Source organism: Micromonospora sp. NBRC 101691, assembly GCF_030269285.1.
In the GTDB taxonomy this organism is placed as follows: domain Bacteria; phylum Actinomycetota; class Actinomycetes; order Mycobacteriales; family Micromonosporaceae; genus Micromonospora; species Micromonospora echinospora.
The window spans coordinates 116,138-134,989 of the sequence record NZ_BSTB01000010.1; the positions used below are offsets into that span (position 1 = coordinate 116,138).

11 protein-coding genes are annotated in these 18,852 nt (G+C 74.3%); 5 read left to right on the top strand and 6 right to left on the bottom strand.

Translation table 11 applies throughout. The features are described 5' to 3' along the window. The first annotated feature begins 335 nt into the window (after positions 1 to 335). The 3 genes from QSK20_RS17365 to QSK20_RS17375 are packed head-to-tail and all read left to right on the top strand — an operon-like array spanning position 336 to position 3,184. A complete protein-coding gene (locus tag QSK20_RS17365; RefSeq protein WP_285789622.1) occupies positions 336 to 1,901 on the top strand; it encodes a glycoside hydrolase family 43 protein in 1,566 nt (521 codons plus the stop codon). Between the two features lie 37 nt (positions 1,902 to 1,938). Continuing rightward, positions 1,939 to 2,934 carry a LacI family DNA-binding transcriptional regulator gene (locus QSK20_RS17370; protein WP_285789623.1) on the top strand — a complete coding sequence of 332 codons (996 nt, stop codon included), beginning with the start codon at positions 1,939 to 1,941 and terminating at the stop codon, positions 2,932 to 2,934. Continuing rightward, a complete protein-coding gene (locus tag QSK20_RS17375; RefSeq protein WP_285789624.1) occupies positions 2,927 to 3,184 on the top strand; it encodes a helix-turn-helix domain-containing protein in 258 nt (85 codons plus the stop codon). Before QSK20_RS17370 ends, QSK20_RS17375 begins: the two co-directional genes overlap by 8 nt. A gap of 13 nt (positions 3,185 to 3,197) precedes the next feature. On the opposite strand, the gene QSK20_RS17380 is transcribed toward QSK20_RS17375, so the two are convergent. Both QSK20_RS17380 and QSK20_RS17385 read right to left on the bottom strand, forming a co-directional pair. Beyond that, a complete protein-coding gene (locus QSK20_RS17380) occupies positions 3,198 to 3,821 on the bottom strand; it encodes a helix-turn-helix transcriptional regulator (protein ID WP_285789625.1) in 624 nt (207 codons plus the stop codon). A 113-nt stretch (positions 3,822 to 3,934) separates the two neighbouring features. Then, the gene (locus tag QSK20_RS17385) at positions 3,935 to 4,297 is read right to left on the bottom strand and encodes a hypothetical protein (protein WP_285789626.1); all 363 of its coding nucleotides are present in this window, start codon (positions 4,295 to 4,297) and stop codon (positions 3,935 to 3,937) included. A gap of 307 nt (positions 4,298 to 4,604) precedes the next feature. On the opposite strand from QSK20_RS17385, the gene QSK20_RS17390 reads away from it, so the two are divergent. Beyond that, positions 4,605 to 6,947, top strand: coding sequence for an ATP-binding protein (locus QSK20_RS17390; RefSeq protein WP_285789627.1), 2,343 nt, complete (start codon positions 4,605 to 4,607; stop codon positions 6,945 to 6,947). A 52-nt stretch (positions 6,948 to 6,999) separates the two neighbouring features. Then, on the top strand, positions 7,000 to 10,497 hold the full coding sequence (locus QSK20_RS17395; RefSeq protein ID WP_285789628.1) for an ATP-binding protein: 3,498 nt from the start codon (positions 7,000 to 7,002) through the stop codon (positions 10,495 to 10,497). On the opposite strand, the gene QSK20_RS17400 is transcribed toward QSK20_RS17395, so the two are convergent. From QSK20_RS17400 to QSK20_RS17415, 4 genes are all read right to left on the bottom strand, one after another. Then, positions 10,461 to 12,077: a protein kinase domain-containing protein gene (locus QSK20_RS17400; RefSeq protein WP_285789629.1), complete on the bottom strand. Its 1,617-nt coding sequence runs from the start codon at positions 12,075 to 12,077 to the stop codon at positions 10,461 to 10,463. The two genes, QSK20_RS17395 and QSK20_RS17400, sit on opposite strands and share 37 nt — an antisense overlap. Before the next feature lie 163 nt (positions 12,078 to 12,240). Beyond that, positions 12,241 to 15,159, bottom strand: a complete 2,919-nt coding sequence (locus QSK20_RS17405; RefSeq protein WP_285789630.1) for a hypothetical protein — start codon at positions 15,157 to 15,159, stop codon at positions 12,241 to 12,243. Positions 15,160 to 15,196: 37 nt separating this feature from the next. Next, complete coding sequence (locus QSK20_RS17410) at positions 15,197 to 15,505, bottom strand: YbaB/EbfC family nucleoid-associated protein (RefSeq protein WP_285789631.1); 309 nt, start codon at positions 15,503 to 15,505, stop codon at positions 15,197 to 15,199. An 11-nt stretch (positions 15,506 to 15,516) separates the two neighbouring features. After that, entirely contained in the window at positions 15,517 to 18,852 is a 3,336-nt protein-coding gene (locus QSK20_RS17415; RefSeq protein WP_285789632.1) for a right-handed parallel beta-helix repeat-containing protein, read from the bottom strand.

Genomic DNA, 18,852 nt, shown 5'->3' on the forward strand with positions numbered 1-18,852 from the left:
CCCACCATGGGTCGTCGCGCAGGGGTGATCGGGGCGCTGTCGCGGATGCTGCCCGGTGCCTCCACGAACGCTGCATGGCTCCCACAGCGCGGAAACAATCGCGGCTCCGGCCGCGAAAGTATCCATCCAGAAGCTAGAACTTTTCCTCGATCGATGTCAATTCGATCGACGGTCAACGAGGGGTGGGCCGACCTGAGGTCTGCGGTGCAGAACACGGACCAGGGGACGATTGGACACCCGTTGACTCGATCGCTGATCGTCACTACGCTCCAGCCCGAAAGTTCCCGGAAGGCGTGCAGAAACTTTCTCGGTCCAGGCCCTCAGGGAGGCAGCGGATGACTCTGGCCCAGGCCCGTACGGCAACGACCGGCGCGGACGGCTGGACCGACGGCACGTTCACCAATCCGGTGGTTCCCGGCTTCCACCCGGACCCGAGCGTGTGCCGGGTCGGCGACGACTACTACCTGGCCTGTTCAAGCTTCGAGTACTTCCCCGGCGTGCCCCTCTTCCACAGCCGGGACCTGGTGCACTGGGAGCAGATCGGCAACGTGCTGGACCGACCGGGCCAGCTGGTCCTGCCCCCGACGACGGCGTCCTCCGGAGGCGTCTACGCGCCGACGTTGCGGCACCACGACGGGCGCTTCTGGCTGATCGTCACCAACGTCGCGGACGGCAGCGGCAACCTGCTGGTCAGCGCCGAGGACCCGGCCGGTCCCTGGTCGGATCCGGTCCGCCTGCCGGACGTCCCCGGCATCGACCCCGACCTGGCCTGGGACGACGAGGGCAACTGCTGGTGCACCTACGCCGGCATCGGGCAGGTGCGCATCGACCCGTACACCGGGCGGACGCTCGGCCCGCCGCGCCGCCTGTGGTCCGGCCCGCCGGGCGCGCAGGCGCCGGAGGCGCCGCACCTGTACCGGGTCGGCGAGCACTGGTACCTGCTGATCGCCGAGGGCGGCACCGAGCGCGGGCACGCCGTCTCGATCGCCCGCGCGCCATCGCCCGACGGGCCGTACGAGCCGTGTCCGGGCAACCCGATCCTGACCCACCGGGGCACCAACCGTCCGATCCAGAACACCGGCCACGCCGACCTCGTCGAGGCCGCCGACGGCTCGTGGTGGATGGTGCTGCTCGGCGTACGGCCGCAGGGCGGCACCCCCGGCTGGCACGTGCTCGGACGGGAGACGTTCCTGGCCCCGGTGACCTGGGTCGACGGCTGGCCGGTGGTCGGCGGGGTGACCCCGGTGACGGCCGCGCCGCCGTGGCCCGCGCGCCCGGTGCCGGCACCCCTCGCACGGGACGACTTCGACGCCGAGGCCCTGCACCCGCGCTGGATCTCGGTCCGCTCCCGGCCGGCCGAGGTCTGGTCGCTGACCGAGCGCCCGGGCTGGCTCACGCTGCGGGCGCGCGGCGCGTCGCTGGACGAGCGCGACGTCACCTTCGTCGGCCGCCGGCAGCAGCACCTCTCCTGCCGGGCGCGCACGCTGGTCGACCCGGCCGGCGGACGCGGCGGGCTCGCCGTACGCCTCGACGAGCGGCACCACCACGAGATCGAGGTCGGCGACGGCGAGGTCCGGGTGGTCGCGCGGATCGGATCGGTGCTCTCGACCGTGGCCACCCGACCGGTCCCGGCCGGCCCGGTCCGGCTCCGGGTCGACGTGCTCGCCCCGTCCCCCGGCGACTGGCATCCCGGCAAGGAGCCCGACACGCTCCGGTTCGGCGTCGAGCGGGCCGACGGCACCCTCGACGGGCTGGCCGAGTTGGACGGCCGGTACCTGTCGACGGAGGTCGCCGGTGGCTTCACCGGCCGTGTGATCGGCCTCTACGCGGCGGCCGGCAGCGTCCGGTTCGACTGGTTCGACTACGCCGACGCCGAAGGGACGGCCACCCTTGCCCCGTGACCGGGCCGACGGGCCGCCGGGCGATGCGGCCCGACCCGTGACGATCTCCTACATCGCCGAGTCCGCCGGGGTGTCGATCCCGACGGTCTCCAAGGTGATCAACGGCCGCTCCGGCGTGGCCGCCGACACCCGGGCCCGGGTCGAGGCGCTGATCCGGCAGTACGGCTACCGCAAGCCGGCCCCGACACAGCGCAGCCGCATGTTGGAACTCGTCTTCGACGAACTCGGGGACATGTGGGGTGTCGAAATCATCCGTGGCGTGGAGCGGGTGGCCCGGGAGCACCGGCTCGGGGTCGTGCTGACCGAGTTCGGCCCGCAACGCAACGCCGTCCGCTACTGGATCGACGACACGCTCACCCGACGACCGGCCTGCATCGTGACCGTGGCGCAGCTCGCCGAGGACCAGCACGACCAGCTCCGGGCCCGGGGCATCCCGTTCGTGGTGTTCGACCCGACCGTCGAACTCCCCGACGACGTGCCGTTCGTCGGAGCGACGAACTGGACCGGCGGCCGGACGGCCACCCGCCACCTGGTCGAGCTGGGGCACCGCCGGATCGCCATGATCGCCGGCCCGGACCAGGTGCTCTGCTGCCGGGCCCGGCTGGACGGCTACCGGTCCGCCCTGGAGGCCGTCGGCCTGCCGGTGGAGTCCGATCTCGTGGTCCGCGCCGACCTCACCCGGGAGGCCGGGCACACCGCCGCGCTGGGCCTGCTCGACCGCCCGGGGCGGCCCACCGCGATCTTCACCAGCAACGACCTCCAGGCGCTCGGGGTCTACCAGGCCGCCCGTTCCCTCGGGCTGTCCGTCCCCCGGGACCTGAGCGTGGTCGGCTTCGACGACCTGCCGGTGGCCGCCCTGGTCGATCCGCCGCTGACCACGATCCGTCAACCGCTCACCGAGATGGCCGCCACCGCCACCGAACTGGCCCTCGCGCTCGGACGCGGGGAGCGGACGCCACGGATCGGCCTGGAGCTGGCCACCACCCTCTCCGTCCGCGAGAGCACCGCCCCACCGCAGGGCCAGCGTGGGTGAGCAGCGGTACGACGAAGATCCACAACCGGAAGTTGTCACGGACATCGACCTGGGTGCCGTGCGGGCGTTCCTCGCGGTGGTCGACGACCGCTACTTCGGCGAGGCGGCCGCCCGGCTGCGGATGAGCCAGCAGGCGGTGTCCAAACGCATCGCCGCACTGGAACGTAACGATCTCACCAAACGCCATGACCAGGCCGCAAACAACCGACACGCCAACCCCGACAACCGATGGTTGTGGATCCTGCGGTAGGTCTCGGCGCGGGTCAGATCATGCCGGCGCGCAGCGCGTACGCGACCGCGTGGGAACGGTTGCGCAGCTTGAGCCGGTGCGTGACCCCGTAGATGACGTTCTTGACGGTCCGCTCGGAGTAGCAGAGCTTGCCGGCGATCTCGCCGGTGTCGAACCCGTCCGCCATCAGTCGCAGCACGTCGACCTCGCGCGGGGTGAGACCGGAGGCGTTCAGGCCGTTCGGGGCGAGCACCTCACGCTGAAGCCGCTCGATGTGCTTGAGCAACTCGCCGACCAGGTTCGGCGGCATGACGCCGCCACCGTTGGCCGCGGCCAGGACGCTGTGCGCCAGCCGTTCGGCGGTGACCGCCGCCCGCGGCAGGACGGCCACCACCCGGCAGTCCACCGCCGTGAGCAACTCGCTCTCGGTGATCTCCCGCAGGACGAGGACCACCGGCAGGCCGGTCTGGGCAGCCGAGCGTCGCAGCGTCGCCACCACGTCCACGGTCAGCTGCTCACAGCCGAACACCAACACCTGCGCACCCGCGCGATCGGCGTCCGGCAGCAGCTCGACCGCCGGACAGGACCGCAGGAAGCTGTCGAGCCCCGCGTAGCTGAACGGGTCTGCCGCCTGCAGGACGAGCCGAACCTTCTCCACCGGAACCTCCGTGTCTCATGACTGCGGTGAGAGTCTGCGGAACGCTCCTTCAGAAAATCTCCACACCGCCTTCACGCTGGTTCTCGGCGCGTGAAGATTGCCGGCCACGGTGCTCAGCGGTTGGCGGGCCGCCCCGCCCCGGGCGGCACCAACCGGGCCCGGCGCAGCGCCTCGATGTACTTGGGGAGCTCCGTCGCGGCCAGCTCCAGCCGACCGGGCGCGAGCTGGTCGGCGAAGATGGCGTCGACGACGTCCAGGGCGAGATCGTCGGGGATCTCGTCCACCCGCTGGGTCGGCACGTGCCGCCAGATGCGCAGGATGCGGAGCCGGGCCCGGACGGCGGAGAGGGTGCGTTCCAGCTCGGCTATGGCCTGGTCGGCCTGGGCCGCGTCCAGCACGAACCGCCCCTCACGGGCGAGGGTGAGCAGAAGCTCACCGGCGAACGGGTTCGCCGGTGGATCCGGAGCAGCCGACACCGGTCGAGTGCATCAGGCCGGTGGTGCAGGCGGAAGGCACCGCGTCCGGATGTGCCCGGACTCCGGTCCGATCTGCCCGGTCTTTCGCCCGCCGGGATCCGGCTTCCACCGTGGACGGGGCGGGCGACGCCCCGACCGGGCGATCATCCTCACTGGCCGGAGCCCTCCCGGATGGTGGACAATCGACAGGTGGGGAGTAAGCGGGCGGGTGGGGCATTCGACGAGATTCCGCCGGTAGCGGGATGCCAGACGTCCCCCGACCACTTCGCCGGGGTCAGGCACTCAGAGCAGCGAGCCAAGGGCAGCCATGTCAGCGGAGCAGGTGGGGATCGACCTCCGTTTGTTGGGTCCGGTGCGAGCCTGGCGGGACGGCACCGAGCTGGTGCTCGGCTCGGCCCGCCGTACCGCCGTGCTCTGCGTGCTCGCCCTGCACACCGGGCAGCGGGTCTCCCGCGACCAACTGGTCAGCGCCGTCTGGGGTGAGGACGCGCCGCCCAGCGCGACCGGCAACATCTACACCTACGTCTCCACCCTGCGTCAGATGCTGGAGCCGGCCCGGAGCCGGTGGACGGCGGGACGGCTGTTCAGCTCGGGCGGTGGTACGTACCAACTGCACCTCCCGCCGGACTCGGTCGACGTCCTCAGGTTCGAGTCGTTGCGCGAGACGGCCCGGTGCCACCGGGTCGCCGGGCACGTCGACGCCGAGCTGGCCACCGTGGCGGCGGCCCTGCGGCTGTGGGACGGCGAGGCGCTGGCCGGGGTGCCCGGGCCGTTCGCCGAGGGACAGCGGCTGCGCCTGGCCGAGCTGCGGCTCGCCACCGCCGAGCGGTACGCCGAGCTGCTGACCGGGACCGGACGCCACGAGGAGGCCGTCCAGCTCCTGCGCGAGCTGACGGCGGACCGTCCGCACCGGGAGGGGCCGGCCGTTCCGCCGGAGGTGGGCCGACCCGCGAGCCCGTCCCTGGTCACGGGTGGCGGCACGCGCCCCGGGAGCACACCGTCCGAGCCGGCCGGCGGGTCGGCGACGACCACCGGAGGCGTCCCGACCGCCGGGTCCGGATTCCGCACCCGCACCGGCGTGGCGCCGCTGCTCGGCCGCGACGCGGTACTGCACCGGCTACGCCGGGCCGTGACCGGGGTCGCCGCCGGGCGGGGCGGCAGCATCCTGCTCGAAGGCCCCGCCGGCATCGGCAAGACCGCCCTGCTCACGGCCGTGTTGCGCACCGCCCCGGACGGTTGCCGCATCGGCTGGGCGGTCGGGGACGAGGTCGCCCGGGACGTACCACTCGGCACCCTGCGCGACTGCCTCGAATCCGCCCTCGCCGGGCCGGACCATCCCACGGTGGAGGCGCTGGTCGCCGCATCCGCCGCGCCGGACCGGCCCGATGTCCACCTCGCCGACCGGGACGGCACGGACCGGACGGACGTCGACGCGGCAGAACAGGCGGTGGAGCTGGTCCGGCGGGCCGCAGCCGAGGGCCCGCTCGTCCTCGTCGTCGACGACCTGCACTGGGCCGACCCGACCACGCTACGGGTCTGGGCCACGCTGGGCGGGCAGGCGGGCGAGCTGCCGCTCCTGCTGGTCGCCGCCGTCCGGTCCGGCTCGGGACCGGTGGCCGGGCGGTCCGCCGCCGAGATCGTCACGCTCGGTCCGCTGGACGCCGACTCGGCGGGCGCGGTGGTCCGGGCGGTCGCCCCGCAACCGCCCGAGCCCCGGGAACTGGCCCGCATCCTCGACGACGCCGACGGGCACCCGGAATACCTGCGGCAGCTCGCTCTGACCGCAGGCGACCCGTTCCCGGCGGCCGGTCTGGTCGCGGCGGTCGGGGCGCACCTCGCCCCGTACCCGGAGGACACCCGCCAGGTGCTGCGGGCGGTCGCGTTCCTGAGCGCATACGAGGTGCGGGCGCCGGGCACGCAGCCGGCCGGCTGCACGATGGCCGAGGTGGCCGCCGCCACCGACCACCACCTCGATGATCTTGCCCGGATGCTGGCCCCGGTGCGGGCCGCCGGGATCCTCGCGCCCGGGGAGCGGCTGCGGTTCCGGCACCGGGTCGTGGTCCGCACCCTCTGCGGGAGCACCCCCGCCGCGCTCCGGGTCGCCCTCTGCCGCCGGTACGCGGAGCGGCTCGCCGCGGCGGGTACGGCACCCGAGCGGGTGGTGGCGCTGACGCTCGCCGGGGAGGTGCCGGTCGACGACTGTTTGGGCGGCTGGCTGGCCGAACACGTCGATCGGGTCGCCGAAGCGGCACCGCAGATCGCCGTCGCCGCACTCGCGCACGCCCATGCCCAGCACGCCCTCGACCCCGCCCGGCGGCTCACGCTCACCGCGTGGCTGGCCCGGCTGCTGCTGGGCGCGGACCGGAACGCCGCAGCCGAGGCCGGCTGGGTCGCCGCGCGTACCGCCGATCCGGAACTGGCGGGTGAGATGCGCTGGATAGCCGCGCACAGCCACGAGCGGCGGGGCGACTTCGAGACAGCGGCGGAGATCGCCCACACGGCGTTGCGGGAGCGCCGGATCGGCCCGCAGTGGATCGACCGGCTGCGGGCGCTGCTCGGGCGGATCCGGCCGAGTCTGCCGGGCAATCCGACCCAACCGCACCTGTCCCGGTCCGGGCTCGTCGGCGAGGTAAGGCCCGACCTCCCGTGACCGCTACCGTCCGTCACGGCGGTTCCCTCCCGCCCTCCGGGATGGAGCCTCGATGGTGACCACACCGGAAGATCGGCTGCGGGTGTCCGTCCTCGGGCCGGTCCGGGCCTGGCGCGGTGACCGGGAACTGTCGTTGGGTCCGGCCCGGCAACGAGTGATCTTCGCGCTGCTCGCCACCGCTGTCGGGCGCGACGTCGGGCGGGACGAACTGGTCGCGGGGGTGTGGGGACCATCGCCGCCGACCACCGCGGTGGGCAGTGTCTACACGTACGTCTCCGGGTTACGTCGTAGCCTCGGGCCCGGTTTGCTGACCTCCGGTCCGGGCGGCTACGCCCTGCGCCTGCGACCCGAGGACCTGGACAGCGAACGGTTCGAGGCGCTCGGCGCCGAGGCGGAGCGGCGGCGTACGGCCGGCGACCGGGCGGGGGCCGTCGCCCGCCTCGACGAGGCACTGCGGCTGTGGCACGGCGAGGCGTACGCCGGGCTCACCGGCGATCGTCTCGACGCCGAGCGGGTCCGGCTCGCCGGGCGACGACTCGACGCGGCCGAGCAGCGGGCCCGGATCCTCGTCGAGATGGGCGACGACGGCGTGGTGGCCGATCTCGCCGTGCTGGTCCGCGACCACCCCCTGCACGAGCCCCTGCACGAGCTGCTGATGCACGTCCTGCACCGGAGCGGCCGGCGGGCCGAGGCGCTGGAGGTGTACCGGGCGGTTCGGGGAACGCTCCGCGCCGAGCTCGGAGTGGAACCGGGTACCGCCCTCGTCCGGCTGCACGAGATCGTCTCCGGGGAGCCGTCCCCGTCGCGCGAGCGCACGCCACGCCGGACGGGGTCGACGTCCAGCGGGCCGGGAGCGCCGGCAGGGTCCGCGCAGCGGACGGCGCGGGACGGGCCACGTCCGGCGGCCCTCCCCGGCCGGGACCCCGAACTGCGGCAGCTACGGGACCTGGTCGCGGCGGTCGCCGCCGGTCAGGGCACCGTCGTCTGGGTCGAGGGCGAACCCGGCATCGGCAAGACCACGCTACTCCACGCCGCGTTCGACGACGCGGCCGAGCGGGGATGCCGGGTCGCCTGGGGGCTCGCCCAGGAGCCGGACCAGCACGTCCCGCTCTCGACGGTGACGCGTGCGCTGGGGCTGGCGGCCGATCCCGCCGCAGGTCACCTGTCCGCCACCGGGCCCGACGGGATCGCCGGGCTGGTCGGGACCGCCACGCCGGCGGTGACCGAGCGGGTGCTGGCCGAGGTACGCGCCGCCTGCGCCACCGCTCCCCTTCTGCTGGTCCTCGACGGCCTGCACGGCGCCGACGGGTCCGGTGCCCCCTTCTGGGAACGGCTGGTCGCCCTCACCCGCCGGTTGCCTCTGCTGGTGGTGGCCGCCGCCCGGCTGGAGCCGGGCACCCCGGAACTGGCGCGACTGCGCCGCGCCGTCCAGGCCCGGCAGGGTCACCTGCTCCACCTGGAGGCCCTGCCCGCGAACGTGGTCGAGCAGGTGGTGACCGGTCTCGTGGGGGTGTCCCCCGGGCCGAACCTGGCCGAGGTGGTCGCCATCTCGGCGGGTAACCCCCGCTACGCCCACGAGCTGACCACGGCCCTGCTGCGGCGGGGCGCGGTGCGGGTGGTCGACGGTGTGGCCGACATCCCCGACGCCACCCCGATCGACGCACCACGCCCGTTGCTCGCGATGATCCGCGCCACCATGGACAGCCTCACGGCCGGCACCCAGGAGGTGCTCCGGACGGCTGCGCTGCTCGGGGCCCGGTTCTCCGTCGACGACGTCGGCGCGGTGGCCGGCCGCTCCGCCGTCGACCTGGTGTCCAGCCTGGAGGAGGCGCTCGCCGCGCGGGTCGTCGTGGACGCCGGCACCGACCTGGCCTTCCGGCACCGGTTCCTGCGGCAGATGCTGTACGAGAGCATCCCCGCCCCGGCCCGGTCGGCGCTGCACCTGCACACCGCCGAGGTGCTGGCGAACGGCGGCAGTCCGGTGGACCGGGTGGCCGAGCAGCTCGCCTCGGCCACCTCGACGGTGGACGACTGGGTGGTGTCCTGGCTGGTCACCCACCACGTCGAGCTGGTCCGCCGGACGCCGTGGCTGGCCGGTGGTCTGCTCCGCCGGGTGCTCGGCACCGACCGGCCCGGTCCGGGGCAACGGGAGCGCCTGCTGATCGCGCTGGTCCGGCTCGACTTCCGGCACGGGCGTCCGGCACTGGACGAGGCACGGGAGGCGGTCCGGCTCGCCTCCGACCCGGCCGACCGCGCCGAGATGCGTCACCTGCTCGCCGCGATGACCCACCGTGGCGGTGACGTCGCGGCAGCGCTCGGCATCGTCGAGGAGGCGCTCGCCGACACCGCCGCACCCGCGCTCTGGCACACCCGGCACCGGATGCTGCTGGCCAACTTCCGCCGGGGTCCGCTCGACGACCTCGACCGGGCGGACCGGACGGCGACGGCGCTGCACACCGCCGCGCTCACCGCGGACCAGCCGTACGACGCGGTGTTCGCCCTCCAGACGACCTGGTTGACCAACACCATCCGGCGCGACCACGAGCGGGCGCTGGAGTACGTCGACCGCGCGCTGGACATCATGCGCGACCACCCGTCCTTCACCGGCCTGTACCTCGACCTGCTCGACAACCGGACGTTCACGCTCCAGAACCTGGACCGGCTGGAGGAGGCCGAGCGGACGCTGCGCGAGGCCGCGCTCTTCGCGTTGCGGCACCGGTTACCGTCCGGACTGCACGTCGCCTCGGCGGTACAGCACTACTGGTCGGGCCGCTGGGACGACGTGTTGTCCGTGGTCAGCGCGGTCACCGACGACCCGCTCGGGTCCACTCTGCTGGGCACCCGGGAGCCGGGTGCGGTCGCCATGCTGCTGCACGGGGCGGCCGCGCTCGTCGCCGCCCGCCGGGGCGACGTCGTGGCGGCCGGCGGGCACCTGGACTCGACCGAGTTGCTGCCGGCCACCGAGGCCGAGCGCGAGAGCGGTGACTTCCTGATGATCGCCCGCGCGTCGGTGGCCGAGCAGCAGGGCCGCCCGGAGCAGGCCCTGCACCTCCTCGACCCGCTGCTGGTGCCGGCGTACGCGCCGTTGATGATGCGGCACCAGTGGCTGCCCGACACCGTCCGGCTCGCGCTGGAGCTGGATCGACGTGACGTGGCCGAACAGGCGACGGCCGTCTGCGCCGACGAGGCGGCCAGGGAGGTCCGGCGGGGGCGGGCGCATCCGGCGGCGGCACGGTGCCGGGCGTTGCTCACCGGCGACCCGGAGCCGGCGCTGGCCGCGGCGGCGCACTACCGCGCGGTCGGCCGGGTGGTGGAGCTGGCCGCCGCGCTGGAGGACGCCGCCGTGCTGCTCGCGGCCGGTCGACGCCCGCACGAGGCGGCCCGGACCGGCGGCGAGGCGGCCGACCTGTACGCCGTGCTCGGTGCCCGGTGGGATCTGCGCCGGGCCCGCCGCCGGCTGGGCGGGTACGGCGTGGACCTCTCCCCGGGCCGGCGACCGGAGGGCAGGGGCGCTCAGCGCACCTCGATCTCGTACAGCGAGAAGCCGTAGCCGCTGACCCGCCGGGTGCCGTACATCCGGACGTAGCGGCCGGTCGCGCTGTCGGCAGTGATCCGCTCGACCCCGCCCCGGCCCGACGAGGTGCGGTACAGCGTCGTCCACCGCCGGCCGTCCGGGGAGACGTCCACCCGGTACTCGGTGGCGTGGGCGAGTTCCCAGCGCAGCACGACCTCCTTGATCCGCCACTGCGCGCCCAGGTCCACGGTCAGCCACTGCGGGTCGCTGAACTGGCTGCCCCACCGGCTCACGCGGTTACCGTCGACAGCGTTCGTGGCGGCCCACCGGGCATCCTCCATGCTGGAGGCGGTCGCGGGCCGACCGAGGGCCAGGTTGCGGCCGGAGATGTTCACCAGGGCCCGCAGCGTGGGGCTGGTCGTGGGACCGGCGGGTTCGGTCCCGGTGGCCGGCGCGCTGCGCGACCGGGTCGGGACGGGCGCGGCCGAGGGTGGGGGTGTCCGCTCCGCGGCGGGCGTCTGCGCGGACACCGCGCTCGACGGCGACGGCGACGGCGACCCGGCGGACGGTGACGTGGCCGGACCCGCCTCCGGTCGGTCGCCGGCGTTGGCGACCAGGCCGGCGACCGTCACCCCGGTGAGCACCAGCAGCGCGGCCAGTCCGCCCAGCGCCGCCCGCCGGCGGCGGGCCGACCGGACCGGCCGGTCGGGGACCGCCGTCGGTCGCTGGCCGACGGTCGGCGGGGTCGCGGTCGCGGCCGTGGCCGGCGCCGGTGTCGCAGACCGGCTGCCCAGCAGTGTCGCGAGCAGCTCCGGGGCGGTCGGCCGGTCGGCGGGGTCCTTCGCCAACGCCGCGCGCACCGGTTCCCGGAGGGACTCCGGCAGGCCGTCGAGCTGCGGCGGCTGGGTGAGGATGCGTGCCGCGGTCGCGGACGGCGAGTCGCCGTGGAACGGTGTCCTGCCGGTGCCGGCGAAGGCGATCACGCAGCCCCAGGCGAAGACGTCGGCCGCGGCGGTCACCGGCTTCTCCGACTCGCCGGAGAACCGTTCCGGGGCCATGTAGGCCACCGTGCCGACCATGACGTCGGTGCGGGTGTGCTGGCTGGTGGCCTCGAAGGACCGCGCGATGCCGAAGTCGATCACCTTGGGGCTGCCGGGTGCCAGCAGGACGTTGTCCGGCTTGAGGTCGCGGTGGATGATGCCCGCGCCGTGGATCCCGGTCAGCGCGGTGGCGACCCCGACGGCGAGCGACTCCAGCGAACCGCCCCGCAGCGGGCCACGTTCGGCGATCACCTCGTCGAGGCTCGGGCCGTCGATGTACTCCACCACGAGGTACGGCGGCTCGTGGTCGAGGTCGGCGTCGAGGAACTCGGCGGTGCAGAACGACGGCACCTGCCGGGCCCGCTCGACCTCGCCACGGAACCGGCGGGCGAACTCGGGGTCGGTCGCGAGGTCCGGATGGATGAGCTTGATCGCGACGTAGCTGCCGTCGTCGCTCTCCGCCAGGTAGACCACTCCCATGCCGCCCCGGCCGAGCCGGCCGACGAGCAGGTAGTCACCTATCCGTTCCGGGTCGGTCGAGCGCAACGGGCGCACGCGGTACGCGGTGTCGATCATGTCTCCTTCTTGGACGGAACCGACGCATCCGCGCCGAGCGCCTACGCCGGCATCGTCAGGTATACCAAGACATCGAACCATCGACAACGAAGCGGACCACGGCAGGGTAGCGCTCCCACCGACGCGACGGGCGGCCACGTGACACCGTCCTGATCGCTGTCGGTCAGGCGATGCCCGGCAGGCAGGCGAAGCGGGGCGCCGTCGCGCCGCCGACCCGGGCCCGTCGACCGGTCGCCGTCCACCGCTCGTGGTAACGGAGCAGCGACGTCAGCGCGAGGTCGTCGAAGGGGCCACGCTCGCGGACCGGCTCTTCGGGGGCGAGTTCCCGCAGCAGCAGGCGGCCGGGTTGGTCCCGGCCCGGTTGCGCCGTCTCCAACACCTTGAAACGGGTGCCGGGCAGGAACAGCACCCGACCGGCGGCGCGATGGTCGTCCTCCGGCTCCAGCAGCCGGGTCCGGCGGGCGGTCATCGACCAGAGCAGGACGTCGACGTTGCCGGGGAGGCTCGCGGGCGGCTCGGTCAGCGCGTGGGTGAACCCCCAGTCCGTCAGCGTCTCCCGCGCGGCGATCTCCCGCAGGTCCTCGCCGGAGAGCGTGGCGGAGAAACAGGCGGCACCACGGTGTGACGGCAGCCGGGCGACCCCGGCCGCCACGCACCGGGCGAAATACACCGCGTCGCCGGCCGCTCCGGAGCGCAGCGCCCGGTCCACGGCCTCGCCCGGGGACGACAGGTAGAGGCGCACGGCGACCGTGTCGACCAGCGCGTTGTCGCCCGTGTGCAGGCGGGGGTGCTCGGCGAGCAGCCGGGAGATCGAACTGGCGGCGACGTCGAACTCCTGGCTGAACCGCTGCCGCAGCCAGGTCCGTTCGGCGTCGAGCCCGGCCGGGGTGGGTAGCCCCTGTGCGTCCGGCGGTGGTGTGGTCTGGAACCGCAGGGGCCGCCGGGCGGCGTCGGGTGGACACGCGCTCTCCCCCGGGGCCACGGCGGACGGCACGGCCGGACCACGGTTCTGCGGCGTGGCCGGACCGTCGTCCGGCGGTTGGGTCGGACGTTCGACCGGCGACACGGCGGGGGTCGGGGCGGGTCGCGTGGTGGGCATGGCGTCCCGGCGCACGACGGTCGGGTCGGTTCCGGTGACGGCCACCGGGTCCCGGCGCACGACGGTCGGGTCGGCCCGTTTCGCGGTCGGCGGGGCCGGACGCGTACCCGCGTCCCGGCTCGTCGCCGGTGCGGCGAACACCGGTGGTGCCGGCACGGCGGGGGTGTCGTCGGGAGCGCCGACCGGGTCGGACTGGTCCCAGAGCGGAGCGACCACGGAGGGATCCGTCGGGCGGCCGGGCCCCGTCCGGGCCGGGGTCGGCGCAGGCGGCGCGACGAACGGGTACGGCGGGGCGGCGACCGGGCGCGACGGCGGGGCGACGGGTGGCGACGGTGGGGCGACCGGGGCGAGCCGGCCCTCGGCCGTCCCCGTGGGCCGGCCGCCGAGCGTCCCGGTGCCCCCGGCGCCGGCTGACGTGGCGATCCCGGGAGGGGCGGCGGTGCCCGGAGGCGACACCCTGACCGGGGCGGCGGCTACCGGGTCCGCGACGGGCGCGGTCAGGAAATCGGCGGCGGCCAGGGTCGGCCCGCCGGGCACCGCCCGAGGACCCGACGTCGCCGCCGGCACCCAGGACGGGGACCGGGGTCCGGGAACGGCCGTCACCGCGAGTGCCTCGGCGGGTGGTGGCGCCACCTCGACCGGCTCCTCCAGGGCCAGGTCCGCGGCGGTGAACCGGTAGGTCAGTCCGTCACCGAGGTCGGCGTCGGCGCTGCCGGGGGGCCGTACCCGCCGGCCGGCCGCCACCGCCGACGCGAGGTGCAGGGTGCTGCGCGCACGGGTGGCCGGATCCAGCCGGGCGGCCAGGTCCTCGGCGAGTTCACGGAAACGCGGCACCCGGGACGGGACCGTGTCGTCGACGATGAGGGCGTGCCGGGTCGGGTCGGCCGGATGGGCCCGGATCCGGCCGGCGTTGCGCGGTACGTCGTCGGCGCGGATCCACAGCCCGGACTGGACGATCTCGACGACCGCGTCGGCGGCGTAGCGGTGGGCCAACGGACCGACCGGGTCCCCGAGCAGCGCCGGGGCGTGGTGGCTGAGGATCCGTGGCAGCTTCGCCGCGGCACCGGGCGTGGTACGCGGCGTGAAACAGAGTTCCCGGACGAGGACCTGCCAGCCGAGGCGGCCGTCCGGTGTGACGGTGTGCATGTGCGCGCGGTCGGGCCGCCCGACGGGGATGCCGCCGAAGCAGACCACGGGTGACTCCAGCACGTCCGCCAGCCGCTGACCCAGCACCTCACCCGCCGGCAACTGGACCGGCCCGTACTGCACGAACCGGGCGTGTCGCCGGCCCTCCGGGTCGAGTTCGCGCCAGAAGCGGGCGACGTCGTCGAGGGCCAGGGGTGGCGTGCCGGGGCAGCCGAGGACGACCGTCATCGCCTCGGGCTGGCAGGGCAGCGCGGCTGTCAGCCACTGCCAACGGCCGCTGACCACCGCCGGATCGCGGGTGTCGCGGATCCAGACTCCGCCGGGGATGGGCTCGACCGCCCCCACCGCACTTGTCGGCCGGAACCGCGCGGCAGCGGCGTCCCAGGCCGGGGCGGGGTAGCGCTGGGACTCCCAGACCGGCGTCCTCCCCGGCCGGTAGCGTACCCAGCCACTGCCCTCGACGTTGTGCGCGAAGAGGGTTCCGGCCACCGCACGGACGGTCCGCCCGTGCGGGGTGACGACCGGGCGGCGTAGCCGGTCGCAGAGCCACTGCGCGGCGAGGGCGCCGGTGTCGGCGGATGCCCCGCAGACGACGAGCCGGATGCCGCGCCGGCTCCGCTTCAACTCGGCGGCGACCGACCGCCAGGTGCCGACCGGCAGGTCGTGGTGGAGATCGAGGACGACGATGTCGTGGTAGGGGTCCTCGGCGACCGCCAGGGCCAGCGACCGGGCCTCCACGCTGATCCGTTCGTCGACGTGCAGGACGAGCGCGTTACCGACCCGGTGCCGGAAGATCCCCGCTGACGCCGGGCCGCGGAGGGAGCGCAGCGTCCACATCAGATTCGTCCCCTCACCACGGCCGCCACCGCGCCGGTCAGTAGAGATTGATCTCGACCACGCCCATCTTCTCCTGAGCCAGCGTGGCCGCGTTGGCGGCGGCGGCCCGGATCGACTGGGTGATCGCGTCCTGTAGGGCCGTCACGTCGCGGGTGTCGAACACGGCGGGATCGACCTGTACGGCCTTGAGCTGCCCGAGCCCGCTGGCCAGCACGACCACGGTGCCGTCGGCGGAACGGCCGGTCACCAGAGCGTGTTCGAGACTGGCCTGCGCGCTGCGCAGCCGCTGTTCGAACGCGCGTCCAGCCTCGATCATCTCGTCGTGGGTGGGCTGCTGCTGCGACATGACGTCTCCTCTCAGCCGACCGCGGCGAGGCCGCCGTGGGGGCGGGCCGCCAGGACGGCCGGATCGTTCCGGCTGACCAGTCCGTTCAGGTCGGCCAGCGCGAGGGTGCGGGACCCGGTGGCCCGGCTCAGGCTCCGGGAGAGCAGGTGGGCGGCGCGTACGGTCCGCTCGGGCGCCCGCGCGGCCAGCCCGGTGAGCGCGGCCCGGACGTCGTCGGGGATCTCGTGACCGCGCCTCGTCAGGTGTCGCGCCACCACCTCGGCCAGTTCGGCGACGGTGAGTTCGGGGATGCTCCACACCTGCCCGAACAGGTCGGTGAGGCCGGGCACCGCAGCCGCGAGTCGGGCCGTCACGGCCGGCTCGGCGACCAGCACGACGACCGGGTCGCCCGGCTGGGCGCGCATCTGCTCGACCAACGCCTCGACGATCTCCGGCGCGCCACCGGTGCCGTCGTCGACGTAGTCGACCACCAAGGTGCCTCCGGTCGCGTCCTGGAGCGCGGCCCGGACCAGGCTGTGGACCTGCCCCGGCCACTGGGGGGCGAGGTGCTCGGCGGTCGAGACCCGCACCACCTGGCCGACCGGAACCAGGTCCAGTTCGGACAGGGCGGCGGCGTAGTGCCGGACGAGTTCGCTGCGACCGCTGCCGGGCACGCCGGAGAGCAGGACGTTGCCGTGTCTGCCGTAGGAGCGGCGGCGGTTGCGCAGCCCGCAGAGCTGTAGCAGGGTCGCGCCGACCGCCTCGCGGGTCTCGGCCGCGCCGACCAGCCGGCCGATCCGCTGCCAGCTCTGGGCGGCGTTGATCGCGCCGGTCGGGTTCTGGCTCCGGTCGGGCTGGTTCTTCTGCTCGACCGGCAGGTCGTCCAGCAGCGCCAGCTCGGGGGCGAGGTCCTCGGCGGTGAGCCGGTTGATCTGGGTGTCCTTGGTCGGCGGGGTGACCGCCAGTCGGGACGCCTGGTTGTTGATCATCGCTTCGAACAGCTTGCGGGCCACCCGGCCGTTACCGAACGTCGAGGTCCTCGGGATCCGCTCGAAGTAGGCGGTCAGCCCGGCGACGGCGTCGTCGGTCAGCTCGAAGTAGTGCTTGCGGCACAGGTTCGAGGTGATGGTGACCAGTTCGTCCACCGAGTAGTTCGGGAACTCGATGGTCCGGGTGAACCGGGAGGCCAGACCGGGGTTGGAGGCGAGGAACTTCTCCATCAGCTCCGAGTACCCCGCCACGATCACCACCAGCTCGTCGCGCTGGTCCTCCATGATCTTCATCAGCGCGTCAATGGCCTCCTGACCGAAGTCCGGGCCCGACCCGCCGGAACCGGCCGACAGCGTGTACGCCTCGTCGATGAAGAGCACCCCGCCGATCGCCTTGTTGACCAGCTCGGTGGTCTTGATCGCGGTCGAGCCGATGTACTGGCCGACCAGGTCCGCCCGGGCCGCCTCGATCATGTGGCCCTTGGCCAGGATGCCCAGCTCGGCCAGGACCGCGCCGTAGAGCCGCGCGACAGTGGTCTTACCCGTGCCGGGCGGGCCGGCGAAGACCAGGTGCCGGCTCATCGGCGGCATCGGCAGGCCCATCTGCTGCCGGACCTGCGACATCTTGATCAGGTTGATCAGCGCGGTGACCTCCTGCTTCACCCCGCGCAGACCGATCAGGCCGTTGAGTTCACGCAACGGCCCGTCCAGCTCCCCGTCCGCCGCGTCCCCGGCGGACGGCCCGTCCGGGTCCGGGATCTCCTCGGGGGCGTACCCGGCACCGGCGGGGGCCGGGGAGGTGGGCTCCACGGACCGGGCGGCCCGTCCCGTGGTCAGCAAGGTGATGGTCGGGCGGGCGTCGTCGGCCTGACGGACGTCCTCGCCGCCGCTGTCCCGGGCGACGCAGCGGGTGATCGACACCGGCTCCGCGGTGTCCACGTCGAAACCGGCGGCCCCGCTCTCCAGCACCTCGCAGTCGGTGAAGGTGCCCCGGGCACCGCGCTCCAGCCGTATCCCCGCCTGGCGGGCCCGGCGGACCCGCACCCGGCTGGCGGTCACCGCGCCGGACGCGCCGACCTGTAGGCCGTCACCCGCCACGTCGGCGAACTCGGTGTCCTGGAGCCGAAGGTCGGCGTGTTCGGCCACCCGCACACCGGCTCCGTCGAACACCGCCGACCGCAGCGCCAACGTCGCGCCGGAGCCGACCACGACGCAGGAGGCCGCCGTACCGCTGAACCGGGCGTCGCGGATGGTGCTGCGCGCCGACTCCCGCAGGTCGAGCGCGACGGTGCCGGCGGCGTCGACCACCAGGTCGGTGCCGTCGAGACCGGCACCGGCGGTGACCAGCAGCCCGACCCCGGCGGTGACGTCGAGACGCAGCCGCTGCACGGTCATCGAGGCCGCGCCGGTCACCACCGCCGCCTGCTCGCTGCTGCCCCGGATGGTCATCCCCTCGAACCGGGGGGCGCTCTCGGCCTCGACGGTCACGCCGACCGGCGAGTCCGTGAAGACGCAGTCGGTGAACGTCGGCTTCGCCGCACCGGTGACGTGCGCGGCGCTGCGTCCGGCGGAGCCGAACGTGCACCCCCGGAAGGTCGGCGCGGCACCACCGGCGACATGGACGGACTGGAAGAGCGCGCCGGTGAACTCGGAGTCCGTGACGACGGCGTCGATCTCGCCGCGCATGAACACGTCGACGTTGGCGCTCTCCCGCACCCGCAGCCGGTTGATCCGGGCGTGACCGCGCTGTTCCACCACGAGCGCCGGCTTGCCGGCGGCGGTGATCTCGCACTGTTCGACGACGAGCCGGCCGTCACCGTTCACACAGATGCTGTTCGCGCCGGCCCGCTCCACGGTGCAGCGACGCAGCGTCAGCGACCCCTTCTCGCTGACCACGATCCCGGAGGTGGCGACGTCGCGGATCACGGTGTCCTCCACCGTGCTCGCGCCCGGCGCGGTCACCACGATCGCGGCGCCCGAGGAGGAGCGCACCTCACAGTTGCGCAGCGCGATGGTGCCCTGGAGCCGGGCCAGCAACGTCACCCAGGCCGCCCCCTCGACACGACAGCCGTCCAGGGCCGCCTCGCCGGCGTACGCGTCGACCGCCGCCAGCTTCGGATCGGCGCTCGACAGCGAGATGCCCCGCAACTGGGCGCCCTCGCCGTGTACGGCCAGGACGCTGCCCTCCTCCACGTGCACCTCGACGAGGGCGCCCGGCTCGGCGGCGATGGTGATCCGGTTGCCGACGACCAGCTTCTCCGTGTACCGGCCGGGGTGGACGGTGATGGTGGCGCCCGGCTCGGCGCGGGCGACCGCCGCGCCGATCGTGGCGAACGCGCCGGGCTGTCCGCCGCCCACCGTCAGGACCTGTCGACTCAT

Excerpts from the sequence above, each read along its gene's own strand:
- QSK20_RS17390 (WP_285789627.1), top strand. The coding sequence starts at position 4,605 with ATGTCAGCGGAGCAGGTGGGGATCGACCTCCGTTTGTTGGGTCCGGTG.
- QSK20_RS17405 (WP_285789630.1), bottom strand. The coding sequence starts at position 15,159 with ATGTGGACGCTGCGCTCCCTCCGCGGCCCGGCGTCAGCGGGGATCTTC.
- QSK20_RS17365 (WP_285789622.1), top strand. The coding sequence starts at position 336 with ATGACTCTGGCCCAGGCCCGTACGGCAACGACCGGCGCGGACGGCTGG.
- QSK20_RS17400 (WP_285789629.1), bottom strand. The coding sequence starts at position 12,077 with ATGATCGACACCGCGTACCGCGTGCGCCCGTTGCGCTCGACCGACCCG.
- QSK20_RS17395 (WP_285789628.1), top strand. The coding sequence starts at position 7,000 with ATGGTGACCACACCGGAAGATCGGCTGCGGGTGTCCGTCCTCGGGCCG.
- QSK20_RS17415 (WP_285789632.1), bottom strand. The coding sequence starts at position 18,852 with ATGAGTCGACAGGTCCTGACGGTGGGCGGCGGACAGCCCGGCGCGTTC.
- QSK20_RS17410 (WP_285789631.1), bottom strand. The coding sequence starts at position 15,505 with ATGTCGCAGCAGCAGCCCACCCACGACGAGATGATCGAGGCTGGACGC.